Origin of the sequence: Nocardia sp. XZ_19_231 (assembly GCF_015355705.1) — a bacterium.
GTDB classification, from domain to species: Bacteria; Actinomycetota; Actinomycetes; order Mycobacteriales; family Mycobacteriaceae; genus Nocardia; species Nocardia salmonicida.
In genome coordinates this window covers 108,401-123,998 of sequence record NZ_JACUZI010000009.1, presented here as the reverse complement: position 1 = coordinate 123,998, position 15,598 = coordinate 108,401, and the positions used below count along the sequence as shown (strand labels likewise).

The 15,598-nt window shown below is 66.2% G+C and carries 19 protein-coding genes; 12 read left to right on the top strand and 7 right to left on the bottom strand.

Features of this window, described 5'->3' with window-relative positions; genetic code table 11:
- Window positions 1–138 precede the first annotated feature (138 nt).
- Window positions 139–561 carry a hypothetical protein gene (locus tag IBJ82_RS29705; RefSeq protein ID WP_194829303.1) on the top strand — a complete coding sequence of 141 codons (423 nt, stop codon included), beginning with the start codon at window positions 139–141 and terminating at the stop codon, window positions 559–561.
- On the opposite strand, the gene IBJ82_RS29700 is transcribed toward IBJ82_RS29705, so the two are convergent.
- From IBJ82_RS29700 to IBJ82_RS29670, 7 genes are all read right to left on the bottom strand, one after another.
- On the bottom strand, window positions 552–881 hold the full coding sequence (locus IBJ82_RS29700; protein WP_194829302.1) for a hypothetical protein: 330 nt from the start codon (window positions 879–881) through the stop codon (window positions 552–554). The two genes, IBJ82_RS29705 and IBJ82_RS29700, sit on opposite strands and share 10 nt — an antisense overlap.
- Window positions 882–1,043: 162 nt before the next feature.
- Window positions 1,044–1,742 carry a hypothetical protein gene (locus IBJ82_RS29695; protein WP_194829301.1) on the bottom strand — a complete coding sequence of 233 codons (699 nt, stop codon included), beginning with the start codon at window positions 1,740–1,742 and terminating at the stop codon, window positions 1,044–1,046.
- 35 nt (window positions 1,743–1,777) lie between these two features.
- A complete protein-coding gene (locus IBJ82_RS29690) occupies window positions 1,778–2,422 on the bottom strand; it encodes a hypothetical protein (protein WP_228537875.1) in 645 nt (214 codons plus the stop codon).
- A 6-nt stretch (window positions 2,423–2,428) separates the two neighbouring features.
- On the bottom strand, window positions 2,429–3,076 hold the full coding sequence (locus IBJ82_RS29685; protein WP_194829300.1) for a hypothetical protein: 648 nt from the start codon (window positions 3,074–3,076) through the stop codon (window positions 2,429–2,431).
- Window positions 3,077–3,151: 75 nt separating this feature from the next.
- The gene (locus IBJ82_RS29680; protein WP_194829299.1) at window positions 3,152–3,613 is read right to left on the bottom strand and encodes a hypothetical protein; all 462 of its coding nucleotides are present in this window, start codon (window positions 3,611–3,613) and stop codon (window positions 3,152–3,154) included.
- 110 nt (window positions 3,614–3,723) lie between these two features.
- The gene (locus IBJ82_RS29675) at window positions 3,724–3,981 is read right to left on the bottom strand and encodes a hypothetical protein (RefSeq protein WP_194829298.1); all 258 of its coding nucleotides are present in this window, start codon (window positions 3,979–3,981) and stop codon (window positions 3,724–3,726) included.
- Between the two features lie 532 nt (window positions 3,982–4,513).
- Window positions 4,514–5,071, bottom strand: coding sequence for a hypothetical protein (locus IBJ82_RS29670; protein ID WP_194829297.1), 558 nt, complete (start codon window positions 5,069–5,071; stop codon window positions 4,514–4,516).
- A 1,116-nt stretch (window positions 5,072–6,187) separates the two neighbouring features.
- On the opposite strand from IBJ82_RS29670, the gene IBJ82_RS29665 reads away from it, so the two are divergent.
- Genes IBJ82_RS29665 through IBJ82_RS29615 form a run of 11 tightly spaced genes read left to right on the top strand, consistent with a single transcriptional unit; the run spans window position 6,188 to window position 15,575 of the window.
- Window positions 6,188–7,387 carry a lipase family protein gene (locus tag IBJ82_RS29665; protein WP_194829296.1) on the top strand — a complete coding sequence of 400 codons (1,200 nt, stop codon included), beginning with the start codon at window positions 6,188–6,190 and terminating at the stop codon, window positions 7,385–7,387.
- Entirely contained in the window at window positions 7,387–8,814 is a 1,428-nt protein-coding gene (locus IBJ82_RS29660; RefSeq protein WP_194829295.1) for an MFS transporter, read from the top strand. Before IBJ82_RS29665 ends, IBJ82_RS29660 begins: the two co-directional genes overlap by 1 nt.
- Complete coding sequence (locus IBJ82_RS29655) at window positions 8,811–9,716, top strand: alpha/beta fold hydrolase (protein ID WP_194829294.1); 906 nt, start codon at window positions 8,811–8,813, stop codon at window positions 9,714–9,716. The genes IBJ82_RS29660 and IBJ82_RS29655 overlap by 4 nt, the downstream gene beginning before the upstream one ends.
- A gap of 4 nt (window positions 9,717–9,720) precedes the next feature.
- On the top strand, window positions 9,721–10,116 hold the full coding sequence (locus tag IBJ82_RS29650; protein WP_194829293.1) for a hypothetical protein: 396 nt from the start codon (window positions 9,721–9,723) through the stop codon (window positions 10,114–10,116).
- Window positions 10,117–10,148: 32 nt separating this feature from the next.
- Window positions 10,149–11,258 carry a hypothetical protein gene (locus IBJ82_RS29645; RefSeq protein WP_194829292.1) on the top strand — a complete coding sequence of 370 codons (1,110 nt, stop codon included), beginning with the start codon at window positions 10,149–10,151 and terminating at the stop codon, window positions 11,256–11,258.
- Window positions 11,259–11,278: 20 nt separating this feature from the next.
- Entirely contained in the window at window positions 11,279–12,106 is an 828-nt protein-coding gene (locus tag IBJ82_RS29640) for a hypothetical protein (RefSeq protein ID WP_194829291.1), read from the top strand.
- A complete protein-coding gene (locus IBJ82_RS29635; protein ID WP_194829290.1) occupies window positions 12,099–12,857 on the top strand; it encodes a hypothetical protein in 759 nt (252 codons plus the stop codon). The genes IBJ82_RS29640 and IBJ82_RS29635 overlap by 8 nt, the downstream gene beginning before the upstream one ends.
- A 4-nt stretch (window positions 12,858–12,861) precedes the next feature.
- Window positions 12,862–14,352: a cutinase family protein gene (locus IBJ82_RS29630; RefSeq protein WP_194829289.1), complete on the top strand. Its 1,491-nt coding sequence runs from the start codon at window positions 12,862–12,864 to the stop codon at window positions 14,350–14,352.
- Between the two features lie 15 nt (window positions 14,353–14,367).
- Window positions 14,368–15,012 (top strand): DUF6668 family protein, encoded by a 645-nt coding sequence (locus IBJ82_RS29625; RefSeq protein ID WP_194829288.1) that lies wholly within the window; start codon window positions 14,368–14,370, stop codon window positions 15,010–15,012.
- Between the two features lie 18 nt (window positions 15,013–15,030).
- On the top strand, window positions 15,031–15,324 hold the full coding sequence (locus IBJ82_RS29620) for a hypothetical protein (RefSeq protein ID WP_194829287.1): 294 nt from the start codon (window positions 15,031–15,033) through the stop codon (window positions 15,322–15,324).
- Window positions 15,324–15,575 carry a hypothetical protein gene (locus IBJ82_RS29615; RefSeq protein ID WP_194829286.1) on the top strand — a complete coding sequence of 84 codons (252 nt, stop codon included), beginning with the start codon at window positions 15,324–15,326 and terminating at the stop codon, window positions 15,573–15,575. The genes IBJ82_RS29620 and IBJ82_RS29615 overlap by 1 nt, the downstream gene beginning before the upstream one ends.
- Window positions 15,576–15,598 lie beyond the last annotated feature (23 nt).

Sequence of the window (15,598 nt, the reverse complement as noted above, 5' to 3'; positions counted from 1 at the left end):
TGCGGTCTTTTGAGGATGCCAACTGGCACCGACACACCCAACGGCGAGTTACCCGCAACAAAGCCCTTGTTGCGGGTAACTCATTGTGGAGTGGGCGACAACGGCACAGTGAACCCTCCGTCCATACACTCGACGGGCGTGAGGAACACGAAGTCAGCGGTTGCACGATCCACGCGACAACATACCCGCCGGGCACTCGACCAGGCTGCGACGAAAGCGCGTGGACGCAGCGCTGCCCGACGCGATGATCTCGCCGAACTCGTCGACATCGTGCATGGTGCTCAAAAAGCCCACGCGGCGGTAGCGCGTGGGCTGGCAAGGCACGAGGGTCGGATCGAGAAGTGGTACGCAGCTGCGCTGGCACGTCTCGGCGCGCTCAGAGACCTCAAGCTCGAACGAGCACGCAACGCGGTAGCCGCTGATCTCGCTGTCGCGCAGCGGGAGCTGGATACCGCGTTGCTGGCACTCGCCGGCCGGGCCACGATCGTCGAGCTGCGTGAGCTGGCCGGGCTCACCAACAAGGCGGCACGATCAGCTCACGCGGCCGCTCGTCAGCGCTGAGTAGCGGTCAACTGCTGACGGATCAACGCGACCCGCTCCAGCACGACATCTTTCGATGCACCGTCCCAACGGATGCTGTGCGGTGCGACTGTCGGCACGGCCGCGAAGTGCGTACGCAGGTGGGCCGGATTGATGTGCCAGCTCAGTTGGCCACAAGGGCTGTCGATGTAGATCACCGGGACGTCGGGGGCTTTGGGGTCGTTGTAGGCGATCGCTGCGGGAAACAGCGAGGCCAGCACAGAGATCAGAGCGGCGCGCTCGTTGTACAGCTCGCGGGCCTTGCTCGTGTCAGCGGCTATTTTGTCGGCCAGTTCGGTCACGGGTGCTCCTCGGAAGGGGGGTTCGTCGAGTAGCCGGGTCGCGGGTGTCCGGTCCGCGTCACCGCCTACGGGAAGGCCGCGGGGATCATTTGGCGATCCCCGCGGCCTGGTGTGTGATGGGCGCCAGGTCTCGACTGCATCGGCCCGACGCGCACGATTACGTCAGTGCTGCTCGGTCTGCTCGATGTCGTGGGCGCGCGTGGTCAGTACGACCGACCGTCCGGGGTTGTCAGCGTTGTGCTGGCGCAGGATGTCGGCTTGCTCGGTGGTGATCGCGGCGACGACGGCGAGCTGGTCGCGGAGCGGGCCGTCATCGATCCAGGCGAGCTGGTCGCCATCGGGGTCGTGCAGGACCGAGACGAACTTTTCGTCGTTGCCGTCGTGGTCCATCAGCGCGTTGCTCACCTCCACGCGTAAACCGCAGGGCAGGATTCCCACGATCGCCAGACTCGTGCCGCCGAGACAGTCCAGCTGGGCACCGGCTGGGCAGTGCTGGTCCACCAACGCGATCTCGGTGCTGTAGCGGTCGGTGAAGGTCCTGATGGGATCGGCCATAGCTCCTCTTCTTGGTGGTGGTTGGGTGTCGTCACGGGTCCATACGACGCTTCGCGGGCCCACTTCGACCGAGCGTGTGTTGCAGTTCGCCACGTAGGCGAACACGGTGTGGCCGTCGTCGTCAGTGACGCTGACCTCGGCGGTGCCGGGCTCGCTCGCGACCGCTTCGGCGAGTGCCTGCGCGATGGTGGTGATGAGGGCGAGTTGTTCGCTGCTCCACCTGCCGGTCGAATGTCGAGCGTTGGCGGCGGCGACGATCGAGTTCGAGGGCTCGGTAAGGGCTTTGAGCTCGACGGTCATGCTCATGGGGCTCCTTCGTGGTGGTGGCGCGGTCGGTCAGATCAGATCCAGAAGAGGGTGGTCTGAGCAGCGGTTTCGCGGGACCAGGACAAGACGTTGGGCAGGTTGGCATCAGGGGCGTAGGTGAGGTAGGTGCCGTCGACGCTGTGGCAGCCGATCGCGGCGGCGTACTGGTAGCGGCGCCGACTGTTCACCCGGCCCATGTGGACCCAGATGCCCAAACTCGCTGCGACGGAGGCGATGTTGGCGGCCTCGGCGCTGAGCTTCCATTCGGTGGAGCCGCCGAGGAACAGGGCGTCGATGTCGTCCCAGGGATGCCAGCTGTCGAACTCCATGTAGTTCTGGGCGACGAACGCTGCGGGGAATCCGAGTTCACGGATGCGGGGCAGCATGTCCCGGGACCGGGCCAAGGTCTGCCAGTGGTCGCCGACGACGTCGGGGGCGGTGACGAACAGGCATCGGTCAGCGAGAGGCTGCAACCTCGCCAGCCAGCGCAGGTACTCGTCGTCGCCTGGGTAAGCGCCGGTGAACACCCCGTTGTCGGCGCACCATGCTGGCCAGGTGCGATCGATACGGTTGCCCTGGGCGGGGGTTGCGATAGCGCCGAGCTCGCCGGTGAGGATGTGCTGGCGGATGCTGTCGGTGCAGGGCGGCGTGAGGTAGATCGGGTAATTCGGCTCGATCACTGGCTGTCAGTCGTTCTGTTCGAAATAGCTCGTCAGCAGGTGGGCAGCGGCGATGCTGGGCCTGGGGGCGCCCTCGTGCGGCCAGCTGTCGCGATTCATCTCCAGGTTGTCGGCGAGCTGTTCAGCCTCGGCGCGCAGCGCATCGAGTCGGACAACGCGACCGTTTGTCCAAGCCTCGAGATGCGGGTAGTCCGAGCTCGTCGCCCACGCCGTGGCAATCATCTTTGCCTCGTCGTAGGTCAGCGTGATGTCCGCTGAGCCTCGCGCGGCGAGACGGTGAACCAGGCCCTTGTAGGTGAACGGTTCGCCGGTCAGGTAGCGCACGAGCGCATCGACTGCGGCGACCGCAGCATCATGGCTGACGTCACCGCCGAAGTCCGTCCAGCGCTCTGCAAGGCGAGGAAGGGTGATTTCGTCGAGCAGTCGGACGGCAAGGCTGATCACTGTCGACATCGCGAAGTCTTCGAAGTCGTAACCGTCATCTGCCCACATCCACAGGGCGTGGTACGGCTCGCTGCCCCAAACCATTTGGCCGCCAAAGTCGGTCATCCACCGCAGTGCTACGGCTTTGGCTTCCAGCTCGCTGATCACGGTGGTCGGGTCGGCTGCCAGCGTGTCGTGCAGTCGGTCGTAGAGCAGTGCTGCGTCGAACATCAGTGCCTTTCAGGTTGGGGGTTCATTGCGGTCGGTCGCGGTGGTGGGTGTCCGGTCCACCACCGCGACCGTGAGTCAGTTCTGAGCTCTGGGCGCGTCCATGAAGACAGAAAGCCTTGCGCCAGAGCGATCCTGGATGACCAGCCCGCCCGGGATGTCGACCGAGAAGTAGTGGCCCCAGGGAGCCACAACGCGGGCGCAACGTGTGCCGTCGGCGAGGGCGCCGATTTCGAGGCGGTAACCCTCGGGGTCGGCGAAGATGAACTGAACGGGTTCTGCTTCTCCCTCGGCGATACTCTCGGGGATGCTGTCGATGACTACCGGTTCGATGCAATCCAGCAAGCAGTTGCCCTCTGCGTCGTAGTCGTAAAGGTCGACGTCGCAGATCAACAGCCCGGATTCCGGCCAATGCTCCCAGTGGTGCTCGCGGACGGCGATCTCGATCGCTGCCTCAGCAGTCGGGCGCGCGATGTCGATGAGTTCGGCGCCGCAGTGATCGCACGCGGGCCAAACGAGGGGCGCTGTGTGTACCGTCACCGGTCCACCTTTCGGTTGTGCCACAAGGTCTCTCGTAGCGGCGGTTCGTGATCGAGCGGCGAACGTGGGCGGCCCGTTGGGGTTCGGACCGCCCACAGCGGCGATCAGGGCTAGGCGGCCACGATGACCTTGGGGAAGCGGTAGATACTTCCGTCGCCGCTCCACGCCATCAGCTCGTCGGTGATGTTGTCGACCTTCTCGCCGGTGATCGCTGCGATCGTGTTGGCCGTTGAGACCACCGCCGACAGCTCGTCCGTGCAGACCTTCAGCGAGCCGTCGATGGGCGAGTAGCTGAGGTCGGCGTCGATAGCGTCTCCGATCAGTGTGGCTTCGATCAGTTCGAGCTGTGCGCGGGTGATCACGGTCATGGGTGACTCCTTCGAGATCGGGTGCTGGCGGCGGTCCGGGTGTCGCCAGCGGGGGTTCGGTAGAACTTCCGCCCTACTGATAAATAGATTACCCGATCAATAGGGCATTGTCGAATTGGCACGTCAAATGCCATTCCGTGCCAACCAAATTGAGGAATTCGCTTTGTCTCACACCGTGTGAAATAGACCGGCCCCCTGGCTTTCGATGTGGGGTATCGAAAGCCAGAGGGCAGGTTGGGTCGCCGAGGGGACAGCGACCGCTCAGGTTCCCGTCGCAGGGGGGTGGGCGGGTACCTGTGTCGGGTGGTCTATGCCCCGTTGCTCGATGGTCCGGACTGCGAACTCATCGATCGGGGCCTGCAGATTTCTGGGTAAATCGTCAGTCCTCGGTGAACTGTCACGCGCTACCTAGATCCGCCGGACGGAAATGGCGGCTACCGATTGTGATGTGTTCCGACGCTGCAACCCATCACCAGCCATCTCCGTTCTCCCAAGAATTATTTGTCCGGAACCAAAGGTCAATACGGCCGGTTCACACAGTTCCGTGCGCGGAGTCGATTCGGATCAGGTGATATGTCACGTACGGCCCTGGCGGGTATTCGTCGCGGCTCGTCCTGATCGAGTACCGGCGCAATGCCCCTGCCTGATCTCGCAATTTCACGATCTTCGTCGCACGAGCATCCCAGTGCTCCTCGCAGTCCCAGAGCTGTTCGAAGTCCGGCGACGCTCGCAACGGTGCGAGCACCGCCTCGATCTCTTCCGGCGGAACAACGCCGGGAGCCTCCAACCGCAGCTGGCGCAGCAATGACCGGATCTGACAGATCCGGTCATGCTCCTCGAACGCAGCCTGCGCGCCCGGGTGGAAGAACAACCACTCCAGCATGCTCGCCGGCCGAGCACCGGCGGCCGTTGCAGGCTCCAGACCAGGCAACAGCTCCCTACAGGCGGCGTTCACCGCGCACACGTAGTGCAGCGGCACCGCCTGGATCATCGCCGGACCCCGGAAGTCGTCGAGGTGTCGTTGTGCCAACTCGGCGTGCACCAGTGGGCGGCGACGTCGTCCGGGCGGCAGGCGGGGGCTGTGACGCATCGTTCCGGTCCTCCTGGGTGTCCCCGAGTGCTCGCGAGTGGCAAGGGCAATGGTTCGGCTCGGCGGCCGCGCCAGGTCACACACAATTGTGTGTGGTTTCGGCGCCGCACACAAATATGTGAGTACAGCTCTGTGAGCAGCGCACCTGGAAAAAACTCGGACATTGAATTCGAGTTCTCACAGATCTGTGGGAACGGACCTGATTGACACCAATGGGCCTACCGGATTGACTCTGTTTCGACAGCTTCACCGGATCGAGTCGCATCGCGAATATTCGATCGAACCCCGCTTCTATGCGGGTACTCGGAGGGGCTGGCAAAGGGAGAAAAGCGACTGCGGTCGGCTCTGTGAACACCATCAGGGCAGGGCCGACCGCAGACGCCGAAAGTCGACGGGGGAAGGACATTGCACATGTTGGTGGCACCACTGATGTAGGCATCGACACCTATTCTGCGCAGCTTAATGCGCGGCCTTTTCATGCTGACGTGAAGATCCCCCAGCCGTTTGCGGCGGCTAGGGGACATGCAGCCATGCGGGCAGATCGAACTGCCCTTGTAACCACAGCTCTGTCGGTTTGGGCCAGCAGAGTCTTCCTTTTGCAGAGAGGCGGTTCTCTGCCGTGACCACGGTAGACCACGCGCAGGCACACAGCCACGCTCATTCAACTTTCTCCCCGATGTGCTCTGACCAAGCACGCAGGGGTCCGGTGGGAGTCAACCAGGACGCCCCACACCCGAGCGCGCGCCGCTCCGGCTCACGGTCATCGACCAGCCGGAGCGGCGCGGCTCCCTTTGCCCGGTACCTGTCCTCGGCTTGCCCGAGGCCACTACTCGCCGCATCTGCAGCGAGCCCTCAGCTTGGCGCGCGATTGGCGCGCGTCAATATCGAAAGGAACACCCATGGGAATCCTGAGCTTGGTGGGAAGCCTGGCCAACATCGCCGCGAACCTGGCCTTCGCGGCCAATCAGGTGGTGCACGCGGTGCTGCCCTTCTTGCCGATCTGACACCGGGACGCTCTGCATTGCCCTTGCAGCTCCCAGCCTCCTCGCATGGGCTGGGAGCCCCGGGCGACCAGATCCTCGGCTCTTCGACCTGCCGGTACCGGAGGTCGAAGTGATGCAGAAGACCTTGGCGCTCACCATGATCGCGGCGGCCGTCGCGTTCGCTACGACTGCTGCGGGTCCGGCTGGCGCCGATCCCGCGATGCCGCCGATCCCCGACTCCTTCTATCTGCCCGCCGAAGCCCCGATCGAGGGGGAGCCCGGCGACATCATCTCTACTCGGCCGATGCCTGCACCGTTCGCGGTGACCGGCGCGGTGACACAACTGCAGTTCGCCTCGACCGACACACTCGGTCGAGCGATCCCCGCGGTCGCAACGGTCATCCGTCCCGATCACGCCGCACCGAACGGGCCTGTGTTCGTGTACGGGCACACCGCCAATGCACTCGGGCTCAGGTGCTCGCCCTCCCAGACTCTGTGGTCGGCCGACAGCGACCTCGTCATCCGCGAGGCACCGGCACTGGACCCTCTGTTGGCCATGGGGTGGACAGTGATCATCCCTGATCATCTCGGCCCGCGATCTGCCTACGGCGCAGCTCGGCTGGGTGGTCAGATCACCCTGGATTCCATTCGCGCAGCGCAGCGTCACGCACCGTTCAACCTCGCTCACAGCCCCATCACCATGGCGGGCTACTCCGGTGGCGGCATGGCGGTCGCATGGGCGGCCGCGCTGCAGCCGACCTACGCCCCTGAGCTGTCCTTGACGGCCGCCGCGATCGGCGGCGTACCCACCAACCTCGAAACGATGGCAGAAGCGCTCGGCCACAACCCGCACCCGGCATTCGGGCTCGCGGCGGCCGCCGCTTTCGGCCTGGAACGTGAGTACGGCGAGCAACTTCCGATCAGCGAGTACCTCACCGATGAGGGCCGCCGATTCCGCGCCGACATGAACAATGCCTGCACCAATGAGATCTTGCGCTTGGGCTACAACCGCTCAGTAGACGCGCTGGGCACCTCTTTCGAACTCTTCTACAGCGATCGCACCCGAGAGATCCTGCGGGCTAACTCGCTCGAGTTCTTCCCTGATCTGCCGAGTGTGCCGATCCTGGAATGGCATTCGGCCACCGATCCGCTGATCCCAGTTGCTTCTCTGGACGCCACCATGGCGCGCTGGCGCGCTGGTGGGGTGTCGGTGACCAACATTCCGTGCCCTGCTCCCGAGCACGTCAGCGGTGCCGCGCTCGGCCTGCCGCTCGCGGTGGCTGCACTGGTCAGCCATGTTTCGGCGCTGCCGATCAGCGGGGGTGATCGTTGATGACCCTCGCAGTAGAAGGTGTTGTCCGGCGTTCGGTCCCGGCGGGCGCGGTCCTGGCGGTGGCCTGTGCTGCGACCTTCGTGAGCTTCTTGGATCTCGCACTGGTCAACTTGGCGTTCCCCCAGATCGCTGCGGACTTCCCCGTCGGCATCTCCACGCTGACCTGGGTGGTCAGCGCCTACACCGTCGCGTTCGCGGCGTTCTTGGCCGCCTTCGGTCGCCTTGCCGACACGCTCGGCCATCAGAAGGTGCTGCTGGTCGGTGTTCTCGTGGTCGCGCTGTCCTCGTTGGGCTGCGCGATCGCGCCGACAATCGAGTGGCTGATCGCCGCTCGTGCGGTGCAGGGCATCGCCGGTGCCGCTCTGCTGCCCGCGTCCTTGGGCGCGGTCCTGGCCACGATGCCTTCGTCGAAAGTGCCAGCGGCGATTGGGGCCTGGTCCGCGGCGGGTGCGCTCGCTGCGGCCATCGGCCCGGCTGCCGGTGCGGTCATCGTCGAGTTTTGGGGCTGGCGGGCGACCTTTGTCGCCGTGGCGGCCGCGTGTGTGCTCCTGGGCGCTGCAGTGGTGCTGTGGATCCCTGCTCATACCAATGAGCCGATCGAGGGCAGGAAGTCCCGCCTTCCGGACATGCTCGGCGTTGCCCTGCTCGCGGCCGGGGTCGGGATGATCGTGGCCGCAGTCAGCGAAGCGGGCCGATGGGGTTGGTCGCACCCGGTAACCGTCATGCTGTTCGTTGTCGGCCTCAGTGCGCTGTGCACCGTGGTGATCCGCGGATCGCTGCACCCGCGACCGGCGCTGGAAGTGTCACTGTGGCACTGGCGGCCCTTCGCATGGGCCAACGTGATCTCAGCGGTGCTGGGTCATGGCCTGTTCGCCTATCTGCTGGCCGCGCCGCTGTTCTTGATCACGATTTGGCACCTGAGCTTGATGCAGGCGGCCGGTTGCGTCGGCGCCGCCGGTGGGCTGGCGATGATCGCTGCTGGTGTTGCCGGTCGCTTCATCACCGTCCACAACGCCACCTGGTTCACCGGCGTCGGTCTCATGCTCAAGGCCGCAGGCTTCGCGGTGGTCGCCGGATGCTTCGGTGAGCAGCGCTCGTTCGCCTTGTGGGCGCTGGTCGCGGTCCTGCTCGGTGTCGGTATGGGGCTGGCCATCACCGCGCTGTCGGTGATCACTGCCGCCGCCGGCGGAGTTGATTCCGCCGCGTCAGCCATCGGGCTCAACCTCACCGCTCGTTCGATCGGTGGCGCGATCGGCGTAGCGGTCCTGGCTGCGGTGCTGACCGATGACCACTACGTTCTCGCCTCGTTCCATCGATTGTTCGCTGTGCTCGCGGCGGTGGCCGCCTGCGGCGCAATCGCAGCGGTGCGGTTGCGGATTCCTATCCGGGACAAGTCCGTGTCGAGCTTCGGGGACTTCGCGTCGTGAAGGCGACCGTGCACACCGACGACGGTGTTGAACTCGCGGTCCGTGCGACGGCGCACGGCCGCGCGCCGATCAAGGTCGTGTTCGTCCACGGCTTCCTGGCCGACAGCCGCTTCTGGGATCCGCTTGTGCTCGAGCTGCAGAGCCATCATCTGGCCGACGAGCTGGATCTGGTGGTCTTCGACGCCCGCGGCCACGGCGCGTCCACGCGCCCGGCCAAACGCTCGGTGACCACCGTCGAGCGCATGGCCGATGACCTTGCGGCGGTGGTGGATTGGGTCGGCCAGGCACCGGTGTTGGTCGTGGGCCACTCGGTCGGAACATTCGTCGTCCAGGAATATGCCTACCGGCACGCGATGCAGTTCCGGGCGCGGGTCGGTGGGCTGGTGCTGTTCAACCCCGCCAGCGAGACCCCGTCCTACGTCGCGGCCAATCAGAAGTTGCTCAAGGTCACTGGGGCACTGCGTCGGTGGCGAGGTGGGGCGCTGGACGTGATGAACCGCAGTGGTCACCGCCTGTTGGAACACCAATTCCGCACCCAGATCGCCCGCGCGAAACCTGGCCGGGAACAGTTCATTCCCGCCGGTGCCTCGATCGATGCCGGTGTTCTGGCCGACCTCGTGACGATCATGCTCGACTATCAGCTCGATCGCTGTGCTGCCCAAGTCATCTCGACGGTGCCGGTATGGGTACATACCGGCGGCCGCGACCGCGTTACACCCCTCGGCCAGGCCCATCGGCTGATCGAGTTGCTCGGCGGGAACGCACGTCTGCGCGTAGATGCAGACTCGCCGCACTCGCTGCCCTACTCCGATCCCGCGTCTGCCGCCGTCACGGTGCGCTCAGCGATCAGTTCGCTGCGACGGCGACCAGCGATCTACCCAACCGCGGCCCGGACCGGGTGATCTGGTGCTGGCCACCGACGAGGTCACCGCGCCGATCTTCGGCCTGGCCCACACCGTGTCCGCGACCGCGCCGTGCGTGATCACGGTGGCGATCCGCAGCGGCCGCCCGGTCGCCGCTGCAGAGTGGCCGGTTCCCACCTCCGCACCGGCGGTGGGTGAGTTCCTCGCCGACAGTCAGGCAGACGAAGTCGCGCTGGTCGTCGTCGCTGATGCGCGAAGCGCCGGGCGCGCGATCGGTTGTGCCGATGATCTCGTCGCCCAACTGCGCGCCGAGCACACAGTCGTGCGGCTGTGCGTGCACGTCCCGGTCCTGCAGTCGGGGGTGATCTGGACGAGCTTGCTCGATCAGAGCGACCCCGGCGGGCTGGTGACGCTGATGCCTCCGCGAGCAGGTCTGTGACCACACAGAAATCCGGAAGGAGAACACCCAACATGACCCGAACAGGTCAAACCATGCGGCGCGTAATCGCCGCCGCCGCAGTACCAGCAGTGCTCGCGGTATCTGCGGGGACGGCGGTAGCCGACCCACAGGCCGGGGTCACCCCGCAGGCGTCGCCGGGGCAAGCCGGGGTCACCCCGCAAGGCGGTGGAACACAAGCCGGTGTAACCCCCACTCCCAAGCCCGCCCCAGCGCCCGACGCGGGTACAGCGCTTGCGGCAGTGATTCCCGATGCCCCGGCACCGCGCCAAGACAGGCCGATGCCGAACTTCTGGGCGCCCCCACAGTCCACGCCTCAAATCCAGTACGACGAGCCCGACACCGAGGTCGAGACCGAGGAATCCGACGGCGAGCAGCCCGAAGTACAGCCCGAACCGGCGCCGGTCGCCGAGGTCCAGCTCCACCTCGGCGCCGACACCACGGCGATCCCCGAAGGGGTGCCGGTGTCGCTGGTGGAGAAGTGGAATCAGTGGAACGACTACGGCGTGTACCAGATCGCGCTCGCTGGCGACGCGCTCGGCCTTCCGCGTGAGGAATCTGATCGGCGGGCGCAGGCTGGCGCCGGCGGCATGGTCGTGGGCGGCTATACCGGCGCTGTAATGGGTGGCTCGGTCGGCTCGGTCCCCGGTTGCCTGGGTGGCGCGGTGATCGGCGGTGTAGTCGGTGGCGTCGCTGCGGGCATCCCCAGCGCAGGTGTCGGCTCACCACTGGGCGCGGCGGTGGGCGCCGGGGTCGGGTGCATCGCCGGTAGCCTCGTCGTCGGTGTCCCGGTCATGGTCGCGGGCATGGTCGCGGGTGGCGCGGTCGGCGCCGCAGCTGCTGCGGCGCTCGCTGGCGGGAACAGCGACAACCCCGCACCCGCGCCCGCGGAGCTGGGTGGCCCGGCCGTCGAAGAGGTGCCGGTGGCCGAACAGCCGGTAGCCGAAGACTACGACGGCATCGAAGCTGTCGAGGTCAGCAGCGAAGTGCAGCCGGTACCGCTGGTGGTGCCGACCAACCCGATCGATGACCTGGTGGCCTCGGTCGCCGGTGCTGCGAACGCGTTCTGGGCGCAGCTGAGCGCCCCAGTGCCGCCGCAGACCTTCCAGGCCGCCGGAGCGTAGTCATGGTCGGGGAGTGGGTTGTGCGGGGGGCACACGCCGCCGCCGTGCCGAATGTCGGCACTGTCGTCCATCTGGTGCGCGCGGATCCGCCACCGTGGCCGCCAGTGCTGATAATCGGTGGGTGCGGTGGTGGTGGTGCGACCACCACCACCTTGGGGTTGGCGTCTCAGATTGCTGATCTGGTGCGTTCGGTCGCTGTCGACGGCACCGCATCGGGTGGTGATCTGGCGCTGCGCGGAGCTGATCTGCGGTTTGCCGGATCGACGTTGCAGTCCTGGTTGTCGGCGGCCAGCATCCCTGCTGGGGCCGCGCTGGGATCGTCGTTGTCGCTGGCCAGCAGCGGGGCTGCGATCGTGCGACGTGATGCTTCGGCGTTGCCGAGGCGGGAAACGATTGCGACCGTGTGTGATCGGCTACTGGCCGAAGGCCTGGTACCGATCGTCGACGGCGGCGCTTCGGCGGCGGCCCGAGACCTGCGCCCACTCCTCGACTACCCCGACGTGCGGGTGGCAGTGACGATCCCGGCGCGGATGGACGCCGCCAACCGGGTCGCCATCACATTGCGCCAGCTCGATGAAGAGTTCGGTGAGTCTTTGATCGCTTCGACGGTGCTCGTCGTCAGCCATCAGAGCTCTCACACACCCCCTGTTGCTGCGGCATTGGCCCAGCACTACGGCGGGTGGGTATCCGGGGTGATCGAGGTGGCGTTCGATCCACATCTGGCCATCGGCCGCACGATCACCAACAGCGCTCTGCTGGCGGAAACCCGTTGGGCCTACCTGGATTTGGCGAGGTGGTTGCTGCCCGAACTCGGTCTACCCGGTGAGGGGATGAGTTCTCATGGATGACTGGTTCGACGCCGCCGCTCCCAGCGAAGGCAAACCCGACAAAATCACCCACTCGGATCCGGGGGCAGCTCGAGCGCTGTCGGTGGTCAACAACACCGACAGCGCGGGAGCTGCCGACGACGATTGGTTCACTGACACCGAGCCCGAGCCCGCGGCGCCGACGGCGGCCGAGATTCCCACACCGCCCCGGGCATCGGTGCCTGCGCGCCGCCGCGGGGTGGTCGTGGCTGTCGGTGCGCTGGCAGCGTTGCTCGCGCTCGCGGGCGGCGCGGCGGTTCTGATCGCGGCCGCCATGCCTGGGGACACCCAGGATTTGACGCTCCCGGAATCGGTATCGCCGACGTTGGTACCAGCCACCCCGACTCCGGCACCACCGTGGTGCAGCGGGCTGGCGGCGGGAGAACCTGCCAGCACCAGCGCATCTGACCCCGGCGCAGCGACAATCTCCGGATTCGAAACCGCGTACTACGAGCGCAAAGACGCGGGGCTGGCACGCAGCTACGTCGCTGCGGATGCCCATGTCGGTTCCATCGAAGAGCTCGGAGCGGGCATCGCGTCAGTGCCCAGCGGCACCAAACACTGCGTGCTCACCACACGGCTACAGCCGGGGCTGTACGCGGTCGATCTGTTCACCCGCACCGCAGTCGGCGGGGCTCTGGAACAGATCCGCCAAACCATCACCACCGTCGACTCGCCCACCGGACCCAAAGGCGCATTGATCACCTCGATCAGTGCGCGGGAAGGCAAATGAGGCCATGACCATTCGTAGGCTCCTCACCACCGCCACCATCACCGCGCTCAGCGCCGCCGCGATCGGTGCGGCAGCACCAACGGCGGCAGCCGAGGACACCGCGCCCGCGTGCGCACCGCTGCATCTGCTGCTGGCCAACGGGGTCGGCGACACCTCGCCCGACGTGCCGACCGACATCGACGGAGGATTCGGCGCGGGCATCGCTGTCCCGGCGATGACGAAAGCCAATGCCGAGGGCAAGAGCCCGCTGCTGTCGCGATCGTATGTGCCCTACAAGGCCAGCGACGTGCAGAAGCAGGCGGTCGTGGCGGGTCAGGCCAGTGCGGTGAACCAGCTGACCGAGCTGTCCGCGAAGTGCCCCCAGCAGAAGGTGTTCCTCGTCGGCTACGGGTCGGGCGGGCAGATCATGTCCGCTCTGGCACGCGATATCGGCGCCGGAAAAGGCCCGGTCAAAGCTGACCAGATAGCCGGCGTCGCGGTGTTCGCTGACCCGACGCGTGCCGCAGGCGCGGCGATCTTCGCCAACAAGGCGACCGCTCCCGGAGTCGTACCCGGAGCCAAGACCGGCAAGGACGGCGCAGAGCCGAAGGTCAACGGCATTCGGATCAACTCCGCGGCCGCGCCGGACGGGTCCGGTGTCGCGCCGGTCACCACCGGCTATGGGTCGCTGTCCTCACGGGTGGCGAACTTCTGCAGCCACGGAGATCTGTCATGTGACATTCCCAAGGACGCTGCCTTGGCCAAGGTGATCGCGGGCATCACCGCCCAAACCTCCACCGACACCTCCGATCCGCTCGCGATCCTGAATTCAGCGGTGACAGCGATCGGATCCTCAGTGCTGTCCACCACCGGCGGATTCGTCAACGACCACCTGAGTACTTCCAGCGACGGAAAGCTGCAGATCAACACCGGCGGCACCACGGTCATCGACCGAATGGTGAAGGCGTCCAATCCCAATTCCAACCCCACCGACGGCCTGACTACCGCGATCACTGCGCTGACGAAGATCGCCGGAATGGGCATCAACGCCGCTGTGGCGGTCGGCAAGGACGTGCTCACCGCCTCCACCATCGCCGAGGTCGGGGCGGCGATGCTGGCAGGGCCCGAAGCCGCGCTGGGAGCGCTCGCGGTCAAGCTCGGCTCGGCGGTGGTCAAGCTGGTGAGTCCGGCCAACCTCACCAGCCTGGTGACTTTGGCATTCAACGAGATCTCGAGCGGCGTGATCAACAACGCCGGACTCGTGCGGATGGCGCTGGATTCCTCGTACTGGCAAGGCAGCCGCAACAGCGGATACACCACCACACCTGTCGGGGTCGGTGGCCAGACCGCGGTGACTCTGACTGCGAATTGGGTGGCAGCGGCCGCCGAGGACATCGCCGGAGCTCAAGCTGCGGCACCCAAGCCAAGCGCACCCAAGGCCACCGGGCCGGTATCGGCCGCGCCGGGACAGCAGACCCCTGCTGCGTCGACGATCCTGGCCGGGCAGGCGAACTGATCCGCGGTGAGTGCCATGCAACGAGCAGACGCCGGTGACGACTTGGTCGCTCACGCACCGTCGAGCGCTGGAAGGTCCGGACCTGCCGGGCTCAACGTGCCCACGGAGAAGGAACAGCGGCCGGTCTGGCACAAGCCGCTGTCACAGACCAGGCCGCACCCGGCGTTTTGGCTGCTCGGTGCACACGGCGGTGCGGCGGTATCCACGCTCGATCGAGCGTGGGCACCGGCGGCTGATGCTCTGGGCGGGTGGCCTGCGGCCGACAGCTACCCGAACGTGGTGATCTGCGCACGCACGCACCGCGCTGGCTTGTCAGCCGCGCATGTGCTGCTGCGCCAGGCTGCCGCCCATCAGATCGGCCAGGCACGGTTGCTGGGCCTGGTCACCGTTGTCGACCACGACGGTTCGCTGCCCGCGACGCTGCGCCGCCAGCTCGAACTCGTCGAAGAGCTCGCGCCCCAGGCCTGGCGAGTGCCCTTCATTCCCGACTTCCGGTGCCTGTCGATCACCCAGATGCCGCAGTGGTCGCCTCGAGACGAACCCGCTCCGGAGCAGAAACGCTTCGCCCGCCGGGCGGACCCCACCCAGACCATCCATCCCGAGCTCGCCGAAATCGGCAGCGCCATCTTTATCGCCGCGCGTGCGGCGATAAGCCACTGAGCAGGAGTACCAGGACCAATGTCTGCCCCGAGCACCATCTTCTACGCGATGTCGGTCGACATCCTCGCCGAGATCGACGATCGCAAACCCTCCGCACCACCGGGCGCGGACAAGTTCATGACCATCCTGGAATGGCTGCTGTGGGCGGCGGTGATCGCCTGCATCGGCGGCTTCATCGTCGCGGCGGCGATGTTGGCCTACCAGCGGATGCAGGGCGGCGGCGGTGACGCTCAGGGCAAGTTGGTCGGCGCGATGATCGGCGCTGTCCTGGTGTCGATGTCGATCTCGACGATCAACCTGCTCGCGTTCTGATGTTGCTCGCCGAGCGCCGACCGCTTCCCGACGAGGTCACCGGTGGGCTCGAGCAGGTATTCAGCTGGTTCCTCTGGTTCGCCGCCGTGTTCTCGGTCGCGTCGCTGGTGGCCACGGTGATGACCCTGGTCTGGATGCGCCGCTCGGCTTCCTCGACCCATCTCATCGAGGAATCAGTGCTTCTGCGGATTCTCATCGCGACCGTCATCACCAGCTCGTCCGGCGTCCTGGCGCTCACGCTGCTCCGCTAATCCGACCCCCGATCTGTTCAGGA

Bases quoted from the DNA above. Each gene is read 5' to 3' on its own strand.
- IBJ82_RS29660 (WP_194829295.1), top strand. From the start codon at position 7,387: ATGACCCTCGCAGTAGAAGGTGTTGTCCGGCGTTCGGTCCCGGCGGGC.
- IBJ82_RS29635 (WP_194829290.1), top strand. From the start codon at position 12,099: ATGGATGACTGGTTCGACGCCGCCGCTCCCAGCGAAGGCAAACCCGAC.
- IBJ82_RS29625 (WP_194829288.1), top strand. From the start codon at position 14,368: ATGCAACGAGCAGACGCCGGTGACGACTTGGTCGCTCACGCACCGTCG.
- IBJ82_RS29630 (WP_194829289.1), top strand. From the start codon at position 12,862: ATGACCATTCGTAGGCTCCTCACCACCGCCACCATCACCGCGCTCAGC.
- IBJ82_RS29675 (WP_194829298.1), bottom strand. From the start codon at position 3,981: ATGACCGTGATCACCCGCGCACAGCTCGAACTGATCGAAGCCACACTG.
- IBJ82_RS29685 (WP_194829300.1), bottom strand. From the start codon at position 3,076: ATGTTCGACGCAGCACTGCTCTACGACCGACTGCACGACACGCTGGCA.
- IBJ82_RS29615 (WP_194829286.1), top strand. From the start codon at position 15,324: ATGTTGCTCGCCGAGCGCCGACCGCTTCCCGACGAGGTCACCGGTGGG.
- IBJ82_RS29645 (WP_194829292.1), top strand. From the start codon at position 10,149: ATGACCCGAACAGGTCAAACCATGCGGCGCGTAATCGCCGCCGCCGCA.
- IBJ82_RS29620 (WP_194829287.1), top strand. From the start codon at position 15,031: ATGTCTGCCCCGAGCACCATCTTCTACGCGATGTCGGTCGACATCCTC.
- IBJ82_RS29670 (WP_194829297.1), bottom strand. From the start codon at position 5,071: ATGCGTCACAGCCCCCGCCTGCCGCCCGGACGACGTCGCCGCCCACTG.
- IBJ82_RS29695 (WP_194829301.1), bottom strand. From the start codon at position 1,742: ATGAGCATGACCGTCGAGCTCAAAGCCCTTACCGAGCCCTCGAACTCG.
- IBJ82_RS29665 (WP_194829296.1), top strand. From the start codon at position 6,188: ATGCAGAAGACCTTGGCGCTCACCATGATCGCGGCGGCCGTCGCGTTC.